The organism is Crossiella sp. CA198, assembly GCF_052078295.1.
Taxonomy (GTDB): Bacteria; Actinomycetota; Actinomycetes; order Mycobacteriales; family Pseudonocardiaceae; genus Crossiella.
This window is the reverse complement of sequence record NZ_JBQJIM010000002.1, coordinates 422,672-438,203: the sequence shown is the minus strand read 5'-3', so window position 1 is coordinate 438,203 and position 15,532 is coordinate 422,672. Positions and strand designations below refer to the sequence as shown.

Annotated in this window: 20 protein-coding genes; 9 read left to right on the top strand and 11 right to left on the bottom strand. The window is 70.5% G+C overall.

Annotated features, from left to right (window positions below):
• Positions 1-38: 38 nt before the first annotated feature.
• Positions 39-917, top strand: coding sequence for a lipase family alpha/beta hydrolase (locus ACTOWY_RS04640; protein ID WP_441308397.1), 879 nt, complete (start codon positions 39-41; stop codon positions 915-917).
• Positions 918-967: 50 nt separating this feature from the next.
• Here ACTOWY_RS04640 and ACTOWY_RS04635 read toward each other — a convergent pair whose 3' ends face one another.
• The 4 genes from ACTOWY_RS04635 to ACTOWY_RS04620 all read right to left on the bottom strand — a co-directional run bounded on the left by ACTOWY_RS04635 (position 968) and on the right by ACTOWY_RS04620 (position 3,482).
• Positions 968-1,738: an alpha/beta fold hydrolase gene (locus ACTOWY_RS04635; RefSeq protein WP_441308337.1), complete on the bottom strand. Its 771-nt coding sequence runs from the start codon at positions 1,736-1,738 to the stop codon at positions 968-970.
• Complete coding sequence (locus tag ACTOWY_RS04630; RefSeq protein WP_441308336.1) at positions 1,723-2,211, bottom strand: acyl-CoA-like ligand-binding transcription factor; 489 nt, start codon at positions 2,209-2,211, stop codon at positions 1,723-1,725. The genes ACTOWY_RS04635 and ACTOWY_RS04630 overlap by 16 nt, the downstream gene beginning before the upstream one ends.
• 73 nt (positions 2,212-2,284) lie before the next feature.
• Complete coding sequence (locus tag ACTOWY_RS04625) at positions 2,285-2,683, bottom strand: SgcJ/EcaC family oxidoreductase (protein WP_441308335.1); 399 nt, start codon at positions 2,681-2,683, stop codon at positions 2,285-2,287.
• A gap of 139 nt (positions 2,684-2,822) precedes the next feature.
• Positions 2,823-3,482 (bottom strand): PadR family transcriptional regulator, encoded by a 660-nt coding sequence (locus tag ACTOWY_RS04620; RefSeq protein ID WP_441308334.1) that lies wholly within the window; start codon positions 3,480-3,482, stop codon positions 2,823-2,825.
• A 142-nt stretch (positions 3,483-3,624) separates the two neighbouring features.
• On the opposite strand from ACTOWY_RS04620, the gene ACTOWY_RS04615 reads away from it, so the two are divergent.
• The 4 genes from ACTOWY_RS04615 (at position 3,625) to ACTOWY_RS04600 (ending at position 6,884) form a co-directional block, all read left to right on the top strand.
• Complete coding sequence (locus ACTOWY_RS04615; RefSeq protein WP_441308333.1) at positions 3,625-4,986, top strand: pyridoxal phosphate-dependent decarboxylase family protein; 1,362 nt, start codon at positions 3,625-3,627, stop codon at positions 4,984-4,986.
• A complete protein-coding gene (locus tag ACTOWY_RS04610; RefSeq protein ID WP_441308332.1) occupies positions 4,983-5,603 on the top strand; it encodes a hypothetical protein in 621 nt (206 codons plus the stop codon). Before ACTOWY_RS04615 ends, ACTOWY_RS04610 begins: the two co-directional genes overlap by 4 nt.
• Complete coding sequence (locus ACTOWY_RS04605; protein ID WP_441308331.1) at positions 5,600-6,196, top strand: DUF6875 domain-containing protein; 597 nt, start codon at positions 5,600-5,602, stop codon at positions 6,194-6,196. Before ACTOWY_RS04610 ends, ACTOWY_RS04605 begins: the two co-directional genes overlap by 4 nt.
• A 64-nt stretch (positions 6,197-6,260) precedes the next feature.
• Complete coding sequence (locus ACTOWY_RS04600; RefSeq protein ID WP_441308330.1) at positions 6,261-6,884, top strand: hypothetical protein; 624 nt, start codon at positions 6,261-6,263, stop codon at positions 6,882-6,884.
• Between the two features lie 67 nt (positions 6,885-6,951).
• On the opposite strand, the gene ACTOWY_RS04595 is transcribed toward ACTOWY_RS04600, so the two are convergent.
• The 6 genes from ACTOWY_RS04595 to ACTOWY_RS04570 form a co-directional block, all read right to left on the bottom strand.
• Positions 6,952-7,695: a S1 family peptidase gene (locus ACTOWY_RS04595; RefSeq protein ID WP_247759124.1), complete on the bottom strand. Its 744-nt coding sequence runs from the start codon at positions 7,693-7,695 to the stop codon at positions 6,952-6,954.
• A 480-nt stretch (positions 7,696-8,175) separates the two neighbouring features.
• Complete coding sequence (locus ACTOWY_RS04590) at positions 8,176-8,823, bottom strand: TetR/AcrR family transcriptional regulator (RefSeq protein ID WP_441308329.1); 648 nt, start codon at positions 8,821-8,823, stop codon at positions 8,176-8,178.
• Positions 8,816-9,520, bottom strand: coding sequence for a DUF4166 domain-containing protein (locus ACTOWY_RS04585; RefSeq protein ID WP_441308328.1), 705 nt, complete (start codon positions 9,518-9,520; stop codon positions 8,816-8,818). The genes ACTOWY_RS04590 and ACTOWY_RS04585 overlap by 8 nt, the downstream gene beginning before the upstream one ends.
• Positions 9,517-10,197, bottom strand: coding sequence for an SRPBCC family protein (locus ACTOWY_RS04580; protein ID WP_441308327.1), 681 nt, complete (start codon positions 10,195-10,197; stop codon positions 9,517-9,519). The genes ACTOWY_RS04585 and ACTOWY_RS04580 overlap by 4 nt, the downstream gene beginning before the upstream one ends.
• A gap of 74 nt (positions 10,198-10,271) precedes the next feature.
• A complete protein-coding gene (locus tag ACTOWY_RS04575) occupies positions 10,272-11,174 on the bottom strand; it encodes a hypothetical protein (protein ID WP_441308326.1) in 903 nt (300 codons plus the stop codon).
• 110 nt (positions 11,175-11,284) lie between these two features.
• Positions 11,285-11,941 (bottom strand): 4'-phosphopantetheinyl transferase family protein, encoded by a 657-nt coding sequence (locus ACTOWY_RS04570; RefSeq protein WP_441308325.1) that lies wholly within the window; start codon positions 11,939-11,941, stop codon positions 11,285-11,287.
• A gap of 75 nt (positions 11,942-12,016) precedes the next feature.
• Here ACTOWY_RS04570 and ACTOWY_RS04565 point away from each other — a divergent pair, with 75 nt between their 5' ends.
• The 4 genes from ACTOWY_RS04565 (at position 12,017) to ACTOWY_RS04550 (ending at position 15,065) form a co-directional block, all read left to right on the top strand.
• On the top strand, positions 12,017-12,565 hold the full coding sequence (locus tag ACTOWY_RS04565) for an NADPH-dependent FMN reductase (RefSeq protein WP_441308324.1): 549 nt from the start codon (positions 12,017-12,019) through the stop codon (positions 12,563-12,565).
• Between the two features lie 145 nt (positions 12,566-12,710).
• Positions 12,711-13,688, top strand: a complete 978-nt coding sequence (locus ACTOWY_RS04560) for a DUF1996 domain-containing protein (protein WP_441308323.1) — start codon at positions 12,711-12,713, stop codon at positions 13,686-13,688.
• Between the two features lies 1 nt (position 13,689).
• Positions 13,690-14,298: a hypothetical protein gene (locus ACTOWY_RS04555; RefSeq protein ID WP_441308322.1), complete on the top strand. Its 609-nt coding sequence runs from the start codon at positions 13,690-13,692 to the stop codon at positions 14,296-14,298.
• Positions 14,299-14,303: 5 nt separating this feature from the next.
• The gene (locus tag ACTOWY_RS04550; RefSeq protein ID WP_441308321.1) at positions 14,304-15,065 is read left to right on the top strand and encodes a MerR family transcriptional regulator; all 762 of its coding nucleotides are present in this window, start codon (positions 14,304-14,306) and stop codon (positions 15,063-15,065) included.
• Here ACTOWY_RS04550 and ACTOWY_RS04545 read toward each other — a convergent pair.
• Positions 15,016-15,531, bottom strand: a complete 516-nt coding sequence (locus ACTOWY_RS04545; protein WP_441308320.1) for a DUF2165 domain-containing protein — start codon at positions 15,529-15,531, stop codon at positions 15,016-15,018. The genes ACTOWY_RS04550 and ACTOWY_RS04545 overlap by 50 nt on opposite strands.
• Position 15,532 lies beyond the last annotated feature (1 nt).

Below are 15,532 nucleotides of genomic sequence, written 5' to 3'. Positions count from 1 at the left end.
CGGGGCCACCCTGTTCACGGAAGGGACACCTGGTGTCGATGACGACGTTGCGTGCCCTGGTCTTTGCCCTGGTGACAGCCTTGACGGTGCTGGTGGTGGGCGCCGGATCGGCCGCAGCCGCGGTACCGCCGACCGAACCCGGATCACCGCCCGGAGCCAACAACTGGGCCTGCAAGCCGAGCAAGGCCCACCCCGAACCAGTGGTGCTCGCGCATGGAGCCAGCGCGAACATGACCGTGAACTGGCTGACCCTGTCCCCGCAGCTCAAGGCCAGGGGCTACTGCGTGTTCGCGCTGACCTACGGGGTGCCTGCCGGGACCCCGTTCCCGATCAACCAGATCGGCGGCAGGCTGCCGATGGAGCAGAGCGCCCAGGAGTTCGGCGCGTTCGTGGACCGGGTGCTCAAGCACACCGGGGCCCGCAAGGTGGACATCGTCGGGCACTCCGAGGGCAGCCTGATGCCCAACCACTACGTGAAGTTCCTCGGCGGCAAGGACAAGGTCAACCGCTACGTGGCGCTGACCCCGCTGTGGAACGGCACCGAACTGCTCGCCCTGCCCAAGCTGCTCGACTTCGCCCGCAAACTCGGCCTCGGCCCGATCATCGACGGCATCATGGGGCCGGTGTTCCCCTCCGCGCTGCAGTTCCTCAACGGCTCGGACTTCCTCAAGAGGCTCAACCAGGACGGCGTCGCGGTGCCTGGGGTCAGCTACACCAACGTGATGACCCGTTACGACCAGGCGGTCTGGCCGCACACCAGCGGCTGGATGCACGCGCCCAACGCCAAGAACTATGTGCTGCAGGACCTGTGCCCGCTCAATCTCTCCGAGCACGTCCTGGTCGCGGTGGACCCGCTGGTCGCCCAGCTGGTGTTCAACGCGCTGGATCCGGCGCACGCCAAGCCGATCCGCTGCTGACCTGAGCACCGCGACCCACCCTCCACTGTGGACGGTGGGTCGCGGTGTGCTCAGCCTGCCAGGAACCGCCGGATCAGCTTGGCCACCTCGGCCGGGTGTCGCGTGACCATGGCGTGTGAGCTGCCGATCCGCTCGACCTGCACATTCCACACGTCGTCGAGTGCGGCCAGATCCCGGTCCAGGCCACGGCGGAACGCCTCGGCCAGCTCCGGGAACTGTTGCTGCGCTGGCAGGTTCTCGGTGGCCACGACCACCAGCAGCGGTGACTTGGCGGCCAGGCAGGCGCCGATGTGGTCCTCGTCCAGGGCAGCCCTGGTCTCGGCGATGATCTCGGCCAGCGGTCCGGTGACCGCGGCGGCCTGCTCGTCGAAGAGCACCCGCAGCCGGTCGATCTCCTTGTCCCGCAAGGCCGGATCCAGGCCGGGGTAGTTCTCCGGCGTGGTCAGGAAACCACGCAGGCCGTCCAGGTTCACCGCGCCCGGACAGCCCGGCCTGCCTGCCCAGCGGGTGGCCACCATGCCGCCCAGCGACATGCCGGCCACCGCCGGGTTGCCCAGGTCCAGCTCGGCGATCACCGCCTCGACATCGGCCAGTGCCGCCGCCCAGCTCCACGGCCCGGTCCCGGAACCGCCGTGCCCGCGCAGGTCCATCAGGACCACCCGGTAGGTCGCGGTCAGCTCCGGGAGCAGTGGATCCCAGTGCGCCATCGAGCCGCCGAGTCCGTGCAACAGCAGTAGCGGCGGGCCGTCCCCGCCGTGGTCCCGCACCGCCAGCGGCACCGGACCGGACTCGACCACCAGCTCCATCATGTTGTCCCCCATGCGAATCCGTCCTTTCGGGTGAGTAGCCGGACGCGGACGGACTCGGTGCGCACGCCACCGTCGGGATGCCGGTCGAGCTTGTTCCGGTTGACCAGGTCGTGCACGCCCTGCCGGGTGACGCCGAGCATCGCCCCGGCCACCGAATACGGCACCGCCTCGGTGGCCGGGTGCCCGACCCGGCGTGCCACGACCTGGCCCAGCGGCGTCTGCCACCACTCCAGCGGCGGGTCGAACGGCTCATCGCCCGGTGAGAACGCGCTGATCAGCCGGGTCACCGCATGCGTGGCCAGCAACTCGTTCCGGCCGAGCAGTTGCGCTGCCTGGGTTTCCACCGCGGCGCGCAGGTAGCTGCGCACCGCGGTCAGCGGATCGGCCGACTGGAGCAGGATCTCCAGCGGGTCGAGCAGCCGCTGCTCGCTCAGCCGCAGCAGCTGCGCGACGAGGGCGGTGTGGAAGGACGTCGGGACGGGCATCGAGTACCTCCGCTTGCTACTTGACGGCAAACGTAAAGTACTTGACGCCAGGCGTCAAGGAGTCGGCGGCGCATCAGAACGCCTGCCGCCGGGTCACCTGGAACGCGCTGATCAGCCAGTCCCCGCCGGTGCGCACCACGACCGCGGTGGTCACCGAGTCGCGCTCGGGCGCGGGGGCATTCGCCTCGGGCAGCGTGCTGCCGCCGGAGTTGACCACCACCGCGACCTCCGGGCTGAGGTACTTCACCGCGGGCGGCGCGGCCCCGGCGGACCCGCCGCCGAGCTTGACTCCCTTGAGCGGACCGGCGAACAGCTTGGCGTGTCCCGCTTCCAGTTCGGCGCGGCCACGGATGTGCAAGCCGTGGAAGGTGACGTAGTCGACGTCCTCGGTGAACTGGGCGGCGTAGGCGGTGGCGTCGCCGTTGTTCCAGGCCTCGACCAGACGCTGGAAAACTGCACTGATATCGGACATGCGGATGCTCCTTCGGTACTGGATGATCCGCGTGGCGTCCCGGCTATCCTGGGTGTGCGTCACCGGACGCGGGAGCCGCCACGCGGTGCTTGCGAGCCACTTCTCGGCGCGGTGTTGACGCACCGCGCCGAGAAGCTCGTCAGTCCACTTCGGACTGGACGTCTGTGGTGGGCCCGAACGGCGGCAGCTGACCTGGTCGCGCACCGCGTGCGTGCCAGTCGCGCCACCAGTCCGCGCCCTCGATGGTGTTCTCCCGGATGCTCTCGGCCACCCCGCGCACCCAGCGCTGCTCGGCCTCGATCATGGTCACCCGGTACTCCAGTTCGATCCAGGCCAGCGCGGGCAATCCCTGCTCCCGCAACATGGCCATCACCGCGCGCAGCCCGTCGGCGTGCTCGGCCAGGGTGTCCGCGCGCTGGGTGAGTAGCTGCTCGGCCTCCTCCGGCGGCAGGATGCCGAGCAGGGACACACCTGCCTCGAACCGTGGATATTCCTTGTGCGGCACCGAGATCAGCTCGCGCAGCCAGTCGTTCAGCTCGGTCAGTCCGGTCGCGGCCAGCCGGTAGCGGGTGCGCTCCGGCCTGCGGCCGTCCCGTTCGGCCTCCACCGCCTCGATCAGGCCGTGCTTGGCCAGCGATTCGACCACCGTGTACAGCGTGCCCCAGTTGAGCTTGACGCTCTCGTCCTTGTGCCGTTCGCGCAGCGTGGTGGCCATCTCGTAGGGGTGCATCTCGCGTTCCCAGAGCAGCGACAGCAGTGCCAGGGCGAGGGGATTCGAGCGGCGGTACTGGGTGGCCATCTCTGCTCCGTTCCGATTACTCGGTTCCGAATATACGGCGACGAAGGTCCCCTGGCAACCAGGACCCGCTCCCGCCGGGGGACGAGCCGGTTCCCCTCCCGGTGGGAGGTGTCCGGCAGCCGCGCTGACCAGGCTGGATCTCGTGGATCTCCGATACTGGCTGGGCAGCGCGGTCGACCAGGCACAGGACTGGGCGGCCGGGTTCGGCCCGGTCACCCCGCATCCGGCGAACGCGGTCAGCGACGCCGACTTCGGTCGCGCCTTCGCCGAGTTCGGCGAGCGGATGCGGGACAACTACCCGTTCTTCCACCCGCGCTACGCCGCGCAGATGGTCAAGCCACCGCATCCGGCCGCGATCACCGGCTACCTGGCCGCGATGCTGCTCAACCCGAACAACCACGCCCTGGACGGCGGCCCGGCCACCGCCCGGATGGAACGCGAGGTGATCGCCCAGCTGGCCGGGATGTTCGGGCTGCCGGCCCACCTCGGCCACCTGACCACCAGCGGCACCATCGCCAACCTGGAAGCGCTGTTCGTGGCCAGGGAAACCCACCCCGGCAAGCTGGTGCTGCACAGCGCGGAGGCGCACTACACGCACGGCCGGATGTGCCAGGTGCTCGGCGTGCCCAGCGAACCGGTGCCGGTGGACAGCCTGGGCCGGATGGACATGCTTGCCCTGGAACGGAAACTGCGCCGGGGCGACGTCGGCACCGTGGTGCTCACCCCTGGCACCACCGGACTCGGCGCGGTGGACCCGATCCACGAAGCCCTCGCGCTGAAGGAGACCTACGGCGTCCGGATCCACGTGGACGCGGCCTACGGCGGCTTCTTCGCGCTGCTGGCGGGGGAGTTGGGCGTGCCGGCCGAACCCTTCGCCGCGATCCGGCACTGCGATTCGGTGACCGTCGACCCGCACAAGCACGGCCTCCAGCCCTACGGCTGCGGCGCGGTCCTGTTCGCCGATCCCCGAGTGGGGCGCTTCTACCGGCACGATTCGCCCTACACCTACTTCACCTCCGACGAACTGCACCTGGGTGAGATCTCCCTGGAATGCAGCCGGGCCGGCGCCGCCGCGGCCGCGCTGTGGCTGACGCTGAAGGTGCTGCCACTGACCAGATCCGGGCTCGGCGGGGTGCTCGCGGCCGGTCGGCGAGCCGCGCTGCACTGGGCCGAGCTGATCGAGAAGTCCGAAGAGCTGACCCTCTACCAGCCGCCGGAACTGGACATCCTCACCTACTTCCCACAGCGCGACTCACTGTCCGAAGTGGACGGAGCATCGGCGCGGGCACTCGCCGCGGGCATGGCCGATCCGGCCGACCCGGTCTACCTCAGCACCCTGCGCGTACCCGCCGCCGACCTCAGCCGCCGCCACCCCGGCCTGCGCGCGGACGCGGCCTGCGCCCGGGTGCTGCGCAGTGTGCTGCTCAAACCCGAGGCGGAGCCGTGTGTGGACCGGCTGCACCGGCGGGTCACCGAACTCGTACGGCAACGGGAGGACACATGATCACCACCACCCTGGACCGCCTGGTGCGCAAGGGCACCCCGGCCGACGTCCCGACGCTGACCCGGCTGCTCGCCGAGTCCTTCGCCGCGGACCCGCTGGTCGAGTGGATCTTCCCGGACCCGCGGCAACGGACGGCGCTGCTGCCGCGGATGTTCCGGGTGTTCCTGGACCTGTCCCTGGCCAACCACGGCGTCTACACCACCGTCGACCTGGACTCCGTGCTGCTCACCCTGCCGCCGGGCGCCACCGAGCTGACCGGGTTCCAGCAGGCCGAACTGGACCGCCGGTTCACCGCCGCGCTGGGTCCGGAAGCGGCCAAGGTGCGGGCCATCGGCGGACTCCAGGACGCCGCGCACCCGCAGGACCAGCCGCACTGCTACTTCAGTTTCGCCTGCGTGGCCCCGGATCTCCAGCACACCGGCCGCGGCCGGATGCTCGCCCCGTACGTGATCGACCGCTGTGACCGGCTCGGCCTGCCGATCTACCTGGAGGCCAGTTCGCCCGGTGGCGCGGCCGCGGCCCGGCTGCTCGGCTTCACCGCGCACGGCCAGGACATCCGGCTGCCCGAGGGCCCCAGCCTGCGCCCGATGTGGCGCGCGCCCAGGACAGTCCGATGACCCCGCGACTGTGGACCGCGAGCGAGATCGAGGCCGGGTCACCACCGCCTGCCGACCTCCCGCCACTGGCACGGATCCTGCGCTGGGCCAAGGACTTCCTGGTCCCCGGTCACCCCGATCTCGGCCGCACCGGCCCGGTCTGCCCGTACACCCGCCCCGCGCTGCGCCGGGACCTGTTCCACCTCGGCCTCGGCGGCCCAGGCGACCTGTGCGAGACCCTCACCGGCCTGCGCGCCACCCACACCGCTGCACTGTCCATAATGGACTCTTCCGACGCCGAGCTGCTCACCTACGTGCTCGTGCTGCCCGAAGCCGATCCGGACGAGATCGACGCGGTGCAACGGGAACTCAAGTCCGAGTTCGTCGGCGACGGCCTGATGCTCGGCCAGTTCCACCCGCACTGCGCCGAACCCGGCCTGTGGAACCAGGAGTTCCGCCCACTGCGCTCACCGTTGCCGCTACTGGCCATCCGGCGGCTGCTGCCGGTCGACCTGCCGTTCCTGCTGGCCGAACCGGGCCACCTGGACGCCTACCTGGCCCGGTTCGCCCCGGGTATCCCGGCTCGGTTGCGGGCCCAGCTCATCTTTCGCTGAACCGCGACCGGGGACTTTTCCGTTGTCCGGTCCTGACCAGGCAGTGACGACGAAGGAGAACGGCATGCCTCTGTTCGGCAGCGGTGGACGGCACCGGAAGACGGCGACCATCGGCGCGGCCGCGGTGCTCGGCGTGGCTGCGCTGACCGGCGGCGCGATCGCGATCAGCACCGGCACCGGTGAGGCGGCGGAGTCCTGCGCGGGCCTGGACACCGCGCTGCGCAACAACCTCAGCTTCATCCAGGGCCAGCAACGGAATCCGGACGCGCTCTCCGCCGCGCGCATCGCCAACCGGCAGGCAGTGGTCGACCTGATCCAGCAACGCCGCCAGACCGCGGGCTGCACCGGCTCGGTCAGCCCCGAAACCCCTGGCCAGGGCGGAAACGCGGCCCCGCCGCCCAGTAGTCCCAGCGCCGCCCCGGCCCCGGGCGGCGGCGCGGGCGAGGTGGTCTGCCGCGGTAACACGGTCACCCTCTCCGCAGAGGGCGGCGTACCCAGCGCGACCAGCAACCAGTTCCCGGTCGGCACCCTGCTCAAGGTGACCAACCTGGACAACAACAAGTCCGCCACGGTGCCGGTGACCGGCCCCTCCGGCAGTTGCGTGCTACTCAACAGCAGCGCCTTCGAACAGGTCAGGGAACCCGGCAAGTTCCTGATCCGGCGGGTGGTCATCACCCGCGTGCGCTGAGCCAACCGAAAGGAGTCCGGCCCGCCTGCGCAGGAGCAGGCGGGCCGGACGGTCCACTGTGGACAGATCAGACCGAGCCGACGTACTGGCCGATCCAGCTGCGGAAGTAGGGCACGTCCACGTAGATCGACGGGCCGGTGGCGCAGCGCGGGTCGCCGTTGCCGGAGCGGCTGGTCGCGCCGACCAGCTGCCACGCCCCGCCGACCTGCTTGACCTGCGGACCACCCGAGTCGCCGTAGCAGGCACCCTGGTTGCCGCCGGGGTTGTTGGTGCAGATCTCAGCGGCCGCGTTCATCCCGTTGGTGCACCGGTTGTCCGCGACGATCGAGGTGTTCAGCTCCTTCAGGTAGGTCGCCGCCCCCGAACCGCTCGGGTTGGTCGCGCCCCAGCCGATGATGCGGGTGGCGGTGCCCACGGCGCCGGAGGTCGAGGCCAGCGGCACGGTCGCCTGGCTCACCGGGGAGGCCAGCTCCAGCAGCGCCAGGTCGGCGGAGGAGTGCCGCAGCACCCGCTTCACCGCGGCGGTGCTGCCACCCTGGTTGCGGTACAGCGAACCCACCCGCACCTGCCGCGGCGCGGTGTTGGTGCAGTGCTTGGCGGTCACCACCCAGGTCGGCTTGATCAGCGAACCACCACAACCGGTGTCCAGCGACACCATGAACGAGTAGGTCTGGGTCGCGTTGCCGCCACCCACGATCAGCGGCGACACGTCCTCGCTCGGCGCCGGAGCGGCCGAGGCGGAACCGGCCAGACCGGTCACGGCGGCGGCCGCGGCAACGAACAGGCTCACCGCGATACGACGAATCCTCATGGAAAAGCGCTCCTTCCCGTCCACCGGTCACCCGCGAAGCAGGGGGGCGGGGACCGTTAATCGGACGGTGGTGTTCGGGCTTCGCACAGAGAATCCGTCACGGGCCGCCGCTGAGGGAAGGGCCGGAATTTCACACGCCGGAGAGTGAAACGGTCCCTACCTTTGGCCGGGTCCGGACAGCGCGCCGGTGACTCAGTATGTCCGGTCGCCAGAGGTCAGCGAACCGGTGCCAGACCATCGGCCGCTTGTTTCACCAGGCAGGACACTCCCTAGAGCCTCAGTGTGACGACTCCGTTGCTCTACGTCGACGACTCCGGTGCGAACGCCAGCCGCTGGGCGGTCTACGGCTGGGTCGAGATGAACATCGCCGACTGGCGACCGGCCCTGCGGGCGTGGCTGGATTGGCGGCAACACCTGTACGAGGCGATCGGCCTGCCTGCCAGCTACGAACTGCACGCCACGAAATTCGCCAACGACTGCTCAGCCCTTGCCCGCCCCACGCAGCTTGGCCTTGAACGCCCGGCGAGCCACCGGCCCCAGGTTGTCCACCACCTCCGCCAGCACCGCCAGCTGTTCCAGCGCGGCCAGCCCGTCCTCGGCCCCGCGCGGATCCGCCGCCGCCCACAGCTCGATCCCGATGAAACTGGCCGCCACCGCGCGCGCCAGACCTCGTGGATCGGCCAGGTCGCCGAGAGGGGAGGCGGCCAGGATGCGCTGCAGCACGAGTTCGATCTCGGCCACCCACAGGTCAAGGGCGGTGCGGGTGGCTTCGGCGAGTTTGGGGTCGCCCTGGGCGCCTGCCAGCATCTGGGCCAGCACGGTCACGTTGCCCGCGGCGCGTTCCTCGTGTTGCAGGGCGCGGCCCAGGTTCAGCAGGTCGCGCAGGTTGTCGGTTGTGGCGAAGCGGTCGCGGTAGGCCTCGACCCGGTTCTGGGTGGAGACCAGGCAGGCCGCGCCGAGCAGTTCGTCCACGCTGCCGAAGTGGTAGAAGATCAGCGCCTGGTTGACGCCCGCCGTGTTCGCGATGGACCGCGCCGACACGCCGCTGATGCCCTGGGCGCGGATCGTCTCGATCGCGCCGTCCATCAGCCGCCTGCGGGTCTCCGCGGTGCGGGCGTCCTTAGTCACGCAGTTCCTCCCGGTAGGGCCGGACGGTCGCCGGCACCCGAGCCGCCGCGGTGTCCCAGTACCGGGCGGTGAACCTGCCGCGGTAACCGAACAGCGGGCCGGCCCAGCGACTGGACACCCGCACCTCGATCCGGAACTCCGCGGCCTGCTCGTCATACCACTCGCGGACCTCGGCGTGCGCGAGCAGCGCCCTGGGCACCCGCAGGTCCAGCAGGCCCGCGCGCAGCCGCTGCTCGCCACTGCGGATCAGCAACCCACCGCGGGAGTCCACCGACAGGTCGAGGTCGACCGCCACGTGCTGGTGGGTGCCAAGGTAGTCGACCACGCGGCCGCGCCGGGCGCTGTGCACCATGGTGGCGTCGAAGCGACGGCGTAACCCGTTGCCCAGCTCGAAGGTGCGTACGAAGGTCACCGTGTCCCGGCCGAAATCGTCCAGGTAGGCGTAGTTCTCGATCACGAACGGCACGTCCCTGCCGGTTTCCGGGAACAGGATGTTGCGGGTCGCGCCCAGCCGCAGGAACGGCACGGTGAAAGCGGATCCGCGCCAGATCTCCTCCATCACGCCCTCGCCGACGCAGGCCACGCCGTCGGCGCTGCTGAAGCCGAACCGGCGCTGCAACTCCGGGTGCAGGCGGTCGAAGTCGGCGCCCAGCGCGGTGCGGAAGATCGAATCGGTCTTGGTCAGGGCGGTGGTCATGGCAGCTCCAAACGGGACAGGGTGGCCGGGGCGGTGGCGGCGAGGGCATCGGGCGGGCGGCGCAGGCAGCGCCGGGCGGCCGGGACACCGGGAGCGGGCGGGGCGAACAGCGCGAGCAACGCGGTGGCCAGCGCGGTCGGCCAGGGCGTGAGCAGCAGGGTGACCAGGGTCAGCAGCAGCCGGACGGCGAGGTCGGCCAGGGCCCGGCGCAGCGCGGATTCGGGGCTGATCCCCTCCTCCAGCCACAGTCGCAGCCGGTCGAAGGACCACGCCGTGGCCCAGCCCATCAGCGGCCGGAACAGCAGGTCGGCCAGCGGCCCCAGCCTGCCCCAGCCCGGCCGGTAGTCGTAGCCGGTGATGAACCGGACGCCGTGCGGGCCGGGCCGGTAACGCCAGTACCCCGAACCGGAGCGGATCAGCGACAGCGGGTGGGCGGAGGCGAAGCGCAGCGCCGAGGTGCTCGACCCGTCCGGGGAACGCCGCTCGCCGACGCTGACCCCGGCCCCGGCCACGCCGAAGGTGGCGTACCGGAAGTGCTGGGGCTCGCCCGGCGCAGGCGGCAGGTACTCGATGCGGTGGAAACGCAGGTCCCAGCGCTGGTGCTGGGCCGGATCCTGGGTGCGTGCCCACAGCGCCGCCGGGTCCGCCTTGATCGTGTTCTCGATGTAGAGCCGCATGTCACCCCCACTGTTGAGCGATTGCTCAAATCAATGGGCGCAGCGTAACCGTTCTTGAGCACTCGCTCAAGTGGCTAGCCGGTGATCCAGCGGATGCCGTAGTTGCCCGCGACCGGGTCCGGCACCACCAGGTGTGCGGTGTGGTACTGCCCGATCCAGAGCTGCTGCTCGTTGGCGGGCTCGCCGTCCGGGCGGAGATAGCCGAGGCAATCGGCGGGCACGGCGGCCGGGTCGAAGTGCACCTGGAGCAGATAGTCCTTGGCGCCCATGGGCAGTCGCCGCTCGTGGTGGTCGGCGGGCGCGTCGCCGGTGAAGGTCAGCTCGTAGTCCAGCACCGCGGTCTCGCCCTCGGCCAGCGGGCGCTCCAGCAGCAGCTCGGCCAGCAGTATCCCGGCGGTGGGATCGGTGCGCACGCGGCCGATCCGGCAGCCCGCGGTGTCGTGCAGGGTCGGCAGCGGCTGGTCCAGGCGTTCGCCGTGGTAGTAGACAAAACCGCGGGTAACGCCGTCCCGCTTGGCCCGCACCACCTCGCGCACCCGCAGCAGCCGATGCGCGAAATCCGGGCCCAGGTGGTAGTTCTCCTGCACCAGCAGGCGTTCCAGCCTCGGCTGGCGGGTCCGGCGGCGCAGCATGGCCAGGTCGGTGCGCGGATCGGCCGGATCCTCATCGGCCAGCAACGCGCCGAGTGAACCGGGCGGCAGGCCGAGCACGCTCTCCAGGGCGGCGATCTCGCCGTCGCCCGCGGGGGCCACGCCACTGCATCGCCAGTCACTGAGCGTGGTCAGATCGAGACGCGAACCGCGGGCGGTCAGCTCGCGCTGGATGTGCTCCAGGGTCAGTTCGCTGCGCTGGATGGCCAGATCCAGCGCCCGTCCGAACGGACCGTCGGCGAGGGCCCCGGCGAGCGGGTCAACGCTGTTGCTGAAGTCCTTGTCCGAGAACGGATCCCGTTCGGACCGACCCGATGCGGCCGCCATGTTCCCCTCCCTCCGGCGAGGGCGAGACTACCTGCCGAAAGGCAACCTTCTTGCCCTCTCGGAAAGACTGGTGCGACGTCACCGAGTACGCGTTCAGTTAACAGATTTCGTCACAGATTTTGGCCACCGGATCGGCGTACGGCGATGGTCGTGACGACCAGCCCGTCGGCCACCAGCCAGCGTCCGGAAAAGCCCTCGACCGGACCGGGAACCAGCAGGTCAGCCCGGAAGGAACCGGCCGAAGGGCCGACCGTGAGCCTGGCCTCCTCGAAGCCCAGCCAGCGCCGGGCGAGCGGGAACCAAGCCTTGTAGACCGACTCCTTCGCACTGAACAACAACCGGTCCCAGTGCACGGCGGGCTCGCGCCGGGACAGTGTGCTCAGCCAGTCCCGCTCCTCGGGCAGCGAGACCGCGTCCAGCACGCCCTCGGGCAGTGGCGCGTGCGGTTCGGCGTCGATCCCGATGGTCTGGACCGCGCGGTCCTCGGCCACCGCGGCGGCCCGGTAGTCGTCACAGTGCGTCATGCTGCCGACGATCCCGTCCGGCCAGATCGGCGCCCCGCGCTCCCCGCGCAACAGCGGCCGGGCGGGGCGGCCCAGTTCGGCCAGCGCGCGCCGGGCGCAGTGCCGGACCGTGGTGAACTCGCGCCGCCGCTTCTCCACCGAACGGCCCAGCAGGGCCTCCTCCTCGGGGAAGAGCACGGCCTCCGGCGGATCGCCGAACGCCTCGGCCACGGCGATGCCCGGCGGCAGGATCTTCTCAAGCACGGCATCAAAGTACCTGGAGCAGCGAGAATTCCGGCCCTTGACCTCTACCTAAGTCGAAGTTGTTGGCTTTGAGGCATGACAACTTCGATCCCCGCCACGAACCGCCTCAAGATCGCCGTCATCATCAGCAGCACCCGCAAGGGCCGGCTCGGTCCCGCGGTGGCGCACTGGTTCCTCGGCGAGGCCGCCACCAACCACGAGGTCGAGCTGGACCTGGTCGACCTGGCCGACGGCGTGGACGGCTTCGCCACCCGGATCGCCGACGCGGACGCCTTCGTGATCGTCACTCCCGAGTACAACCACGGCTACCCGGCACCGTTGAAGGAGGCGATTGACGCCTCCTACAGCGAATGGCGGGCCAAACCGGTCGCCTTCGTCAGCTACGGCGGCATGTCCGGCGGCCTGCGCGCGGTGGAGCAGCTGCGCCAGGTGCTGGCCGAGATGCACGCGGCCACGGTGCGGGACACCGTGAGCTTCCACTCCGTCTACGAGAAGTTCGACGCCAATGGTCCGCTGGCCGAGTTCGAGCACAGCGCGGCCGCGGCCAAGGTCCTGCTGGACCAGCTCATCTGGTGGGCCGACGCGCTGCGTGAGGCCCGGGTCAAGCGGCCCTACGCGGCCTGAACCCAGCGGATCAGTCCACGGGATGCGGTTCTGGAGGTCCGCATCCCGTGGACATCCCCGGCGTGGCGGGTTACCGTTTCCGAGTCAGTTTGAGAGCGCTCTCGCGCCGCCGCCACGGTGTCTTCAGCCGTGCGGAGGTGTTCCTTTGCGAGTCCAGCGGAGTTCCCGCGAGACCACCGGAACCGTCGTCACCGTGCTCGTGGTGGTGGCCGGTCTGCTGCTCGGTGGGCTGGTGCTGACCAGCCCGCGCACTGACGCCGCCATCCCGAAGATCGATCACAGCAAGCACGGCATCCGGCCGGATCCGGCGCAGGAGGCCGCGTTGCTGGCCCAGGCCGCCGCGCCGGTGCGCGGATCGGAGTTCCGGGCGGACTGCGTGAGCAGCCACCGCGCCGGGGACGATCCGATCGTCTACCCGAACCAGCCGGGCGTCTCGCACCTCCACGAGTTCTTCGGCAACCGCAGCGCCAACGCCCGCTCCACCCTGCACTCGCTGGCCGCGGGCACGACCAACTGCGATCCGCGGGTGGATCTGTCCTCCTACTGGACGCCGACGCTGTACCAGCACGGGCAGCCGGTGCCGCCGGAGCGGGTCACCGTGTACTACCAGGGCATCACCGAACCGCGGCGGGCGGTGGCACCACCACTGGGCCTGCGTTACGTGGTCGGCAACGCACTGGCCAGGACCGCCGAGGAGAACCCGCACGCGCGCTGGTCCTGCCTGGGCGCGTCCGAGTCCAGCCGGGACTTCCTGCTCTGCCCGCCGGGTTCGAAACTCCAGACCTACCTGGACTTCCCGACCTGCTGGGACGGTGTCCGGCTGGACAGCCCGAACCACCGCGACCACGTGATCTACGCGCCCGGTGGGCTCGGCGGCACCTGCCCGGCCAGTCATCCCACGCCGATCCCCCGGGTGCAGTTCCTGATCACCTACCCGGTCAGCGGCGGCGGGCTCAGCCTGGCGGGCACGGTCGACGGGGTGAACCTGACCACCGCTCGCGGGTTCACCTTCCACGGCGACTTCTTCAACGCCTGGCAAGGCCCGGAACTGCAACGACGAGTCCGGGACTGCATCAACGCGGGATACGTCTGCGGCACCGACGGCAAGCCGGTCCAGCAGTGACTTGACCCTGCCCCTGGGGCAGGCCCGCACGCTGTCCCCATCGAGGAGAGGGGACAGCGTGCGGGTGTTCGGGGCGCTATGGCTGGGGCTGCGCGGCAGGCGTCAGGTGCCGGCGGGAGCCCGGACCATCGGGTACGCCGGTGGGCTGGCCCTGCCGTTGGTGATCATGGCCGTGCTGGGGGTGGTCGAGATCGCCGCCGCCGAACTGCTGGTGCCCTGGCTCTGGCTCCGGCTGGTGCTGCTGGTGTCCGGGGTCTACGGATTGCTGTGGGTGCTGGGTTTCCTGGCCGCGACCCGGGTGTATCCGCACGCGGTCGGACCGGCGGAGCTGCGGTTGCGGTTCGCGCACCTGGTCGAGGTGGCGGTGCCACTGGGCAAGGTCGGCGCGGTGCGCAAGGAGTTGTGCGGCAGGCACGAGCGGGCGATCGAGGTCGAGGCGGGCACGCTGTCCTTCGCGGTGCTCGGCACTACCGGGGTGGTGGTCGAGCTGACCGAACCGCACGAGGTCGACCTGGGCAAGCGCGGTCGGCACCTGATCGAGCGGATCCGGTTGCACGCCGACTATCCGGCCGCGGCGGTGACCATCCTGAGCGGCGCCCGGCTACCGTGAGGATCGTGTTGACCGTCGGGGAGTTGGCCCAGCTCGCGGGCACCACGGTGAAGGCGGTGCGGCACTACCACGCGCAGGGCCTGCTGCCCGAGCCCGCGCGGGACCACTCGGGTTACCGGCGCTACGGCTCGGCCGCGCTGGTCAAGCTGTTGCGGATCCGGCGGCTGCGCGAACTGGGCCTGTCCGTGCCGCGGATCCGGGAGTTGCTCGGCGAGGGACCGGCCACCGTGCGCGCGGCCCTGGACGAGCTGGACCGGGACCTGGCCGCGCGGCAACGCGAGATCAGCAAGCAGCGTAAGAAGATCGCCGAACTACGCGCCTCCACCGCGGATCTTGACCTGCCCGAGCCGGTGGCCGGGATCTTCGACCGGCTCGCGCTGTCCGAGGCCGGGGTCTCCGCGGACATGCAGGACCTGGAACAGAGTGCCGTGCTGCTGCTGCACGCGCTGGCCCCCGAACACACCGACCGGATGGCCGAGTTCTCCCGCCAGGTGTGGCTGGACCAGCGCGAACTCGCCCAGCGGGTGGCCACCCGGTTCCAGGCGCTGACCGACGCCCCGGCCGACGCGCCAGGGGTTGAGGAACTCGCCGAGGACATGGCGACGCTGGCCCGCGCGGGGGAGTGGCACACCGTCGCGGGCGAGCCAGGCCACCGGCACGGGGCCGCGTTGCTGACCGACTACCTCGCCGGATTCTCCGCGGCCCAGCGCCGGGCGATCACGCTGCTGGGGGAGCGGTTGTCCGCACCCGGTCGAGCACCTGGGTGACGATCAGCGCCACCCCGGCGATGATCACGTTCTGCAGCGCGGCCTGCAGGCCGTTCCACTGCTTGGACTGCCACATGCAGAACCACTCGCCGCCGATGGCGATGAACCCGCCGCCGAAGAGCAGCAGCATCATGGCCAGGCCCAGGCTCCCGATCCGCCGCGCCACCTCGGTGGAGGACCGGAGCCAGCTCACCGTCGCGATGATCAGCACCACCGCGGTCGCCGCCTCCCACGCGATGATCAGCACGTAGGCGATGTTCACCAGCGCCGGGCTGGTGATCGCCCGCCAGCTGGTGTTCGGCGACTTGAACGTGGTGTCCATCGCGAACACGTGCTGCACGAAGGCGTGGTTGGTGCCGAAGTCGGTGAGGTTGTTGAAGACCACGAGGGTCAGGTAGAGCGCGGTAACGCCGGTCAGCACCGCGCCCACGGTGCGCGGGCCACCCAGTCCCATCAGCAGACGCATG

Coding starts and splice junctions, on each gene's coding strand:
- ACTOWY_RS04640 (WP_441308397.1), top strand. CDS start 39: ATGACGACGTTGCGTGCCCTGGTCTTTGCCCTGGTGACAGCCTTGACG.
- ACTOWY_RS04635 (WP_441308337.1), bottom strand. CDS start 1,738: ATGGGGGACAACATGATGGAGCTGGTGGTCGAGTCCGGTCCGGTGCCG.
- ACTOWY_RS04630 (WP_441308336.1), bottom strand. CDS start 2,211: ATGCCCGTCCCGACGTCCTTCCACACCGCCCTCGTCGCGCAGCTGCTG.
- ACTOWY_RS04625 (WP_441308335.1), bottom strand. CDS start 2,683: ATGTCCGATATCAGTGCAGTTTTCCAGCGTCTGGTCGAGGCCTGGAAC.
- ACTOWY_RS04620 (WP_441308334.1), bottom strand. CDS start 3,482: ATGGCCACCCAGTACCGCCGCTCGAATCCCCTCGCCCTGGCACTGCTG.
- ACTOWY_RS04610 (WP_441308332.1), top strand. CDS start 4,983: ATGATCACCACCACCCTGGACCGCCTGGTGCGCAAGGGCACCCCGGCC.
- ACTOWY_RS04605 (WP_441308331.1), top strand. CDS start 5,600: ATGACCCCGCGACTGTGGACCGCGAGCGAGATCGAGGCCGGGTCACCA.
- ACTOWY_RS04600 (WP_441308330.1), top strand. CDS start 6,261: ATGCCTCTGTTCGGCAGCGGTGGACGGCACCGGAAGACGGCGACCATC.
- ACTOWY_RS04595 (WP_247759124.1), bottom strand. CDS start 7,695: ATGAGGATTCGTCGTATCGCGGTGAGCCTGTTCGTTGCCGCGGCCGCC.
- ACTOWY_RS04585 (WP_441308328.1), bottom strand. CDS start 9,520: ATGACCACCGCCCTGACCAAGACCGATTCGATCTTCCGCACCGCGCTG.
- ACTOWY_RS04580 (WP_441308327.1), bottom strand. CDS start 10,197: ATGCGGCTCTACATCGAGAACACGATCAAGGCGGACCCGGCGGCGCTG.
- ACTOWY_RS04575 (WP_441308326.1), bottom strand. CDS start 11,174: ATGGCGGCCGCATCGGGTCGGTCCGAACGGGATCCGTTCTCGGACAAG.
- ACTOWY_RS04565 (WP_441308324.1), top strand. CDS start 12,017: ATGACAACTTCGATCCCCGCCACGAACCGCCTCAAGATCGCCGTCATC.
- ACTOWY_RS04545 (WP_441308320.1), bottom strand. CDS start 15,531: ATGCGTCTGCTGATGGGACTGGGTGGCCCGCGCACCGTGGGCGCGGTG.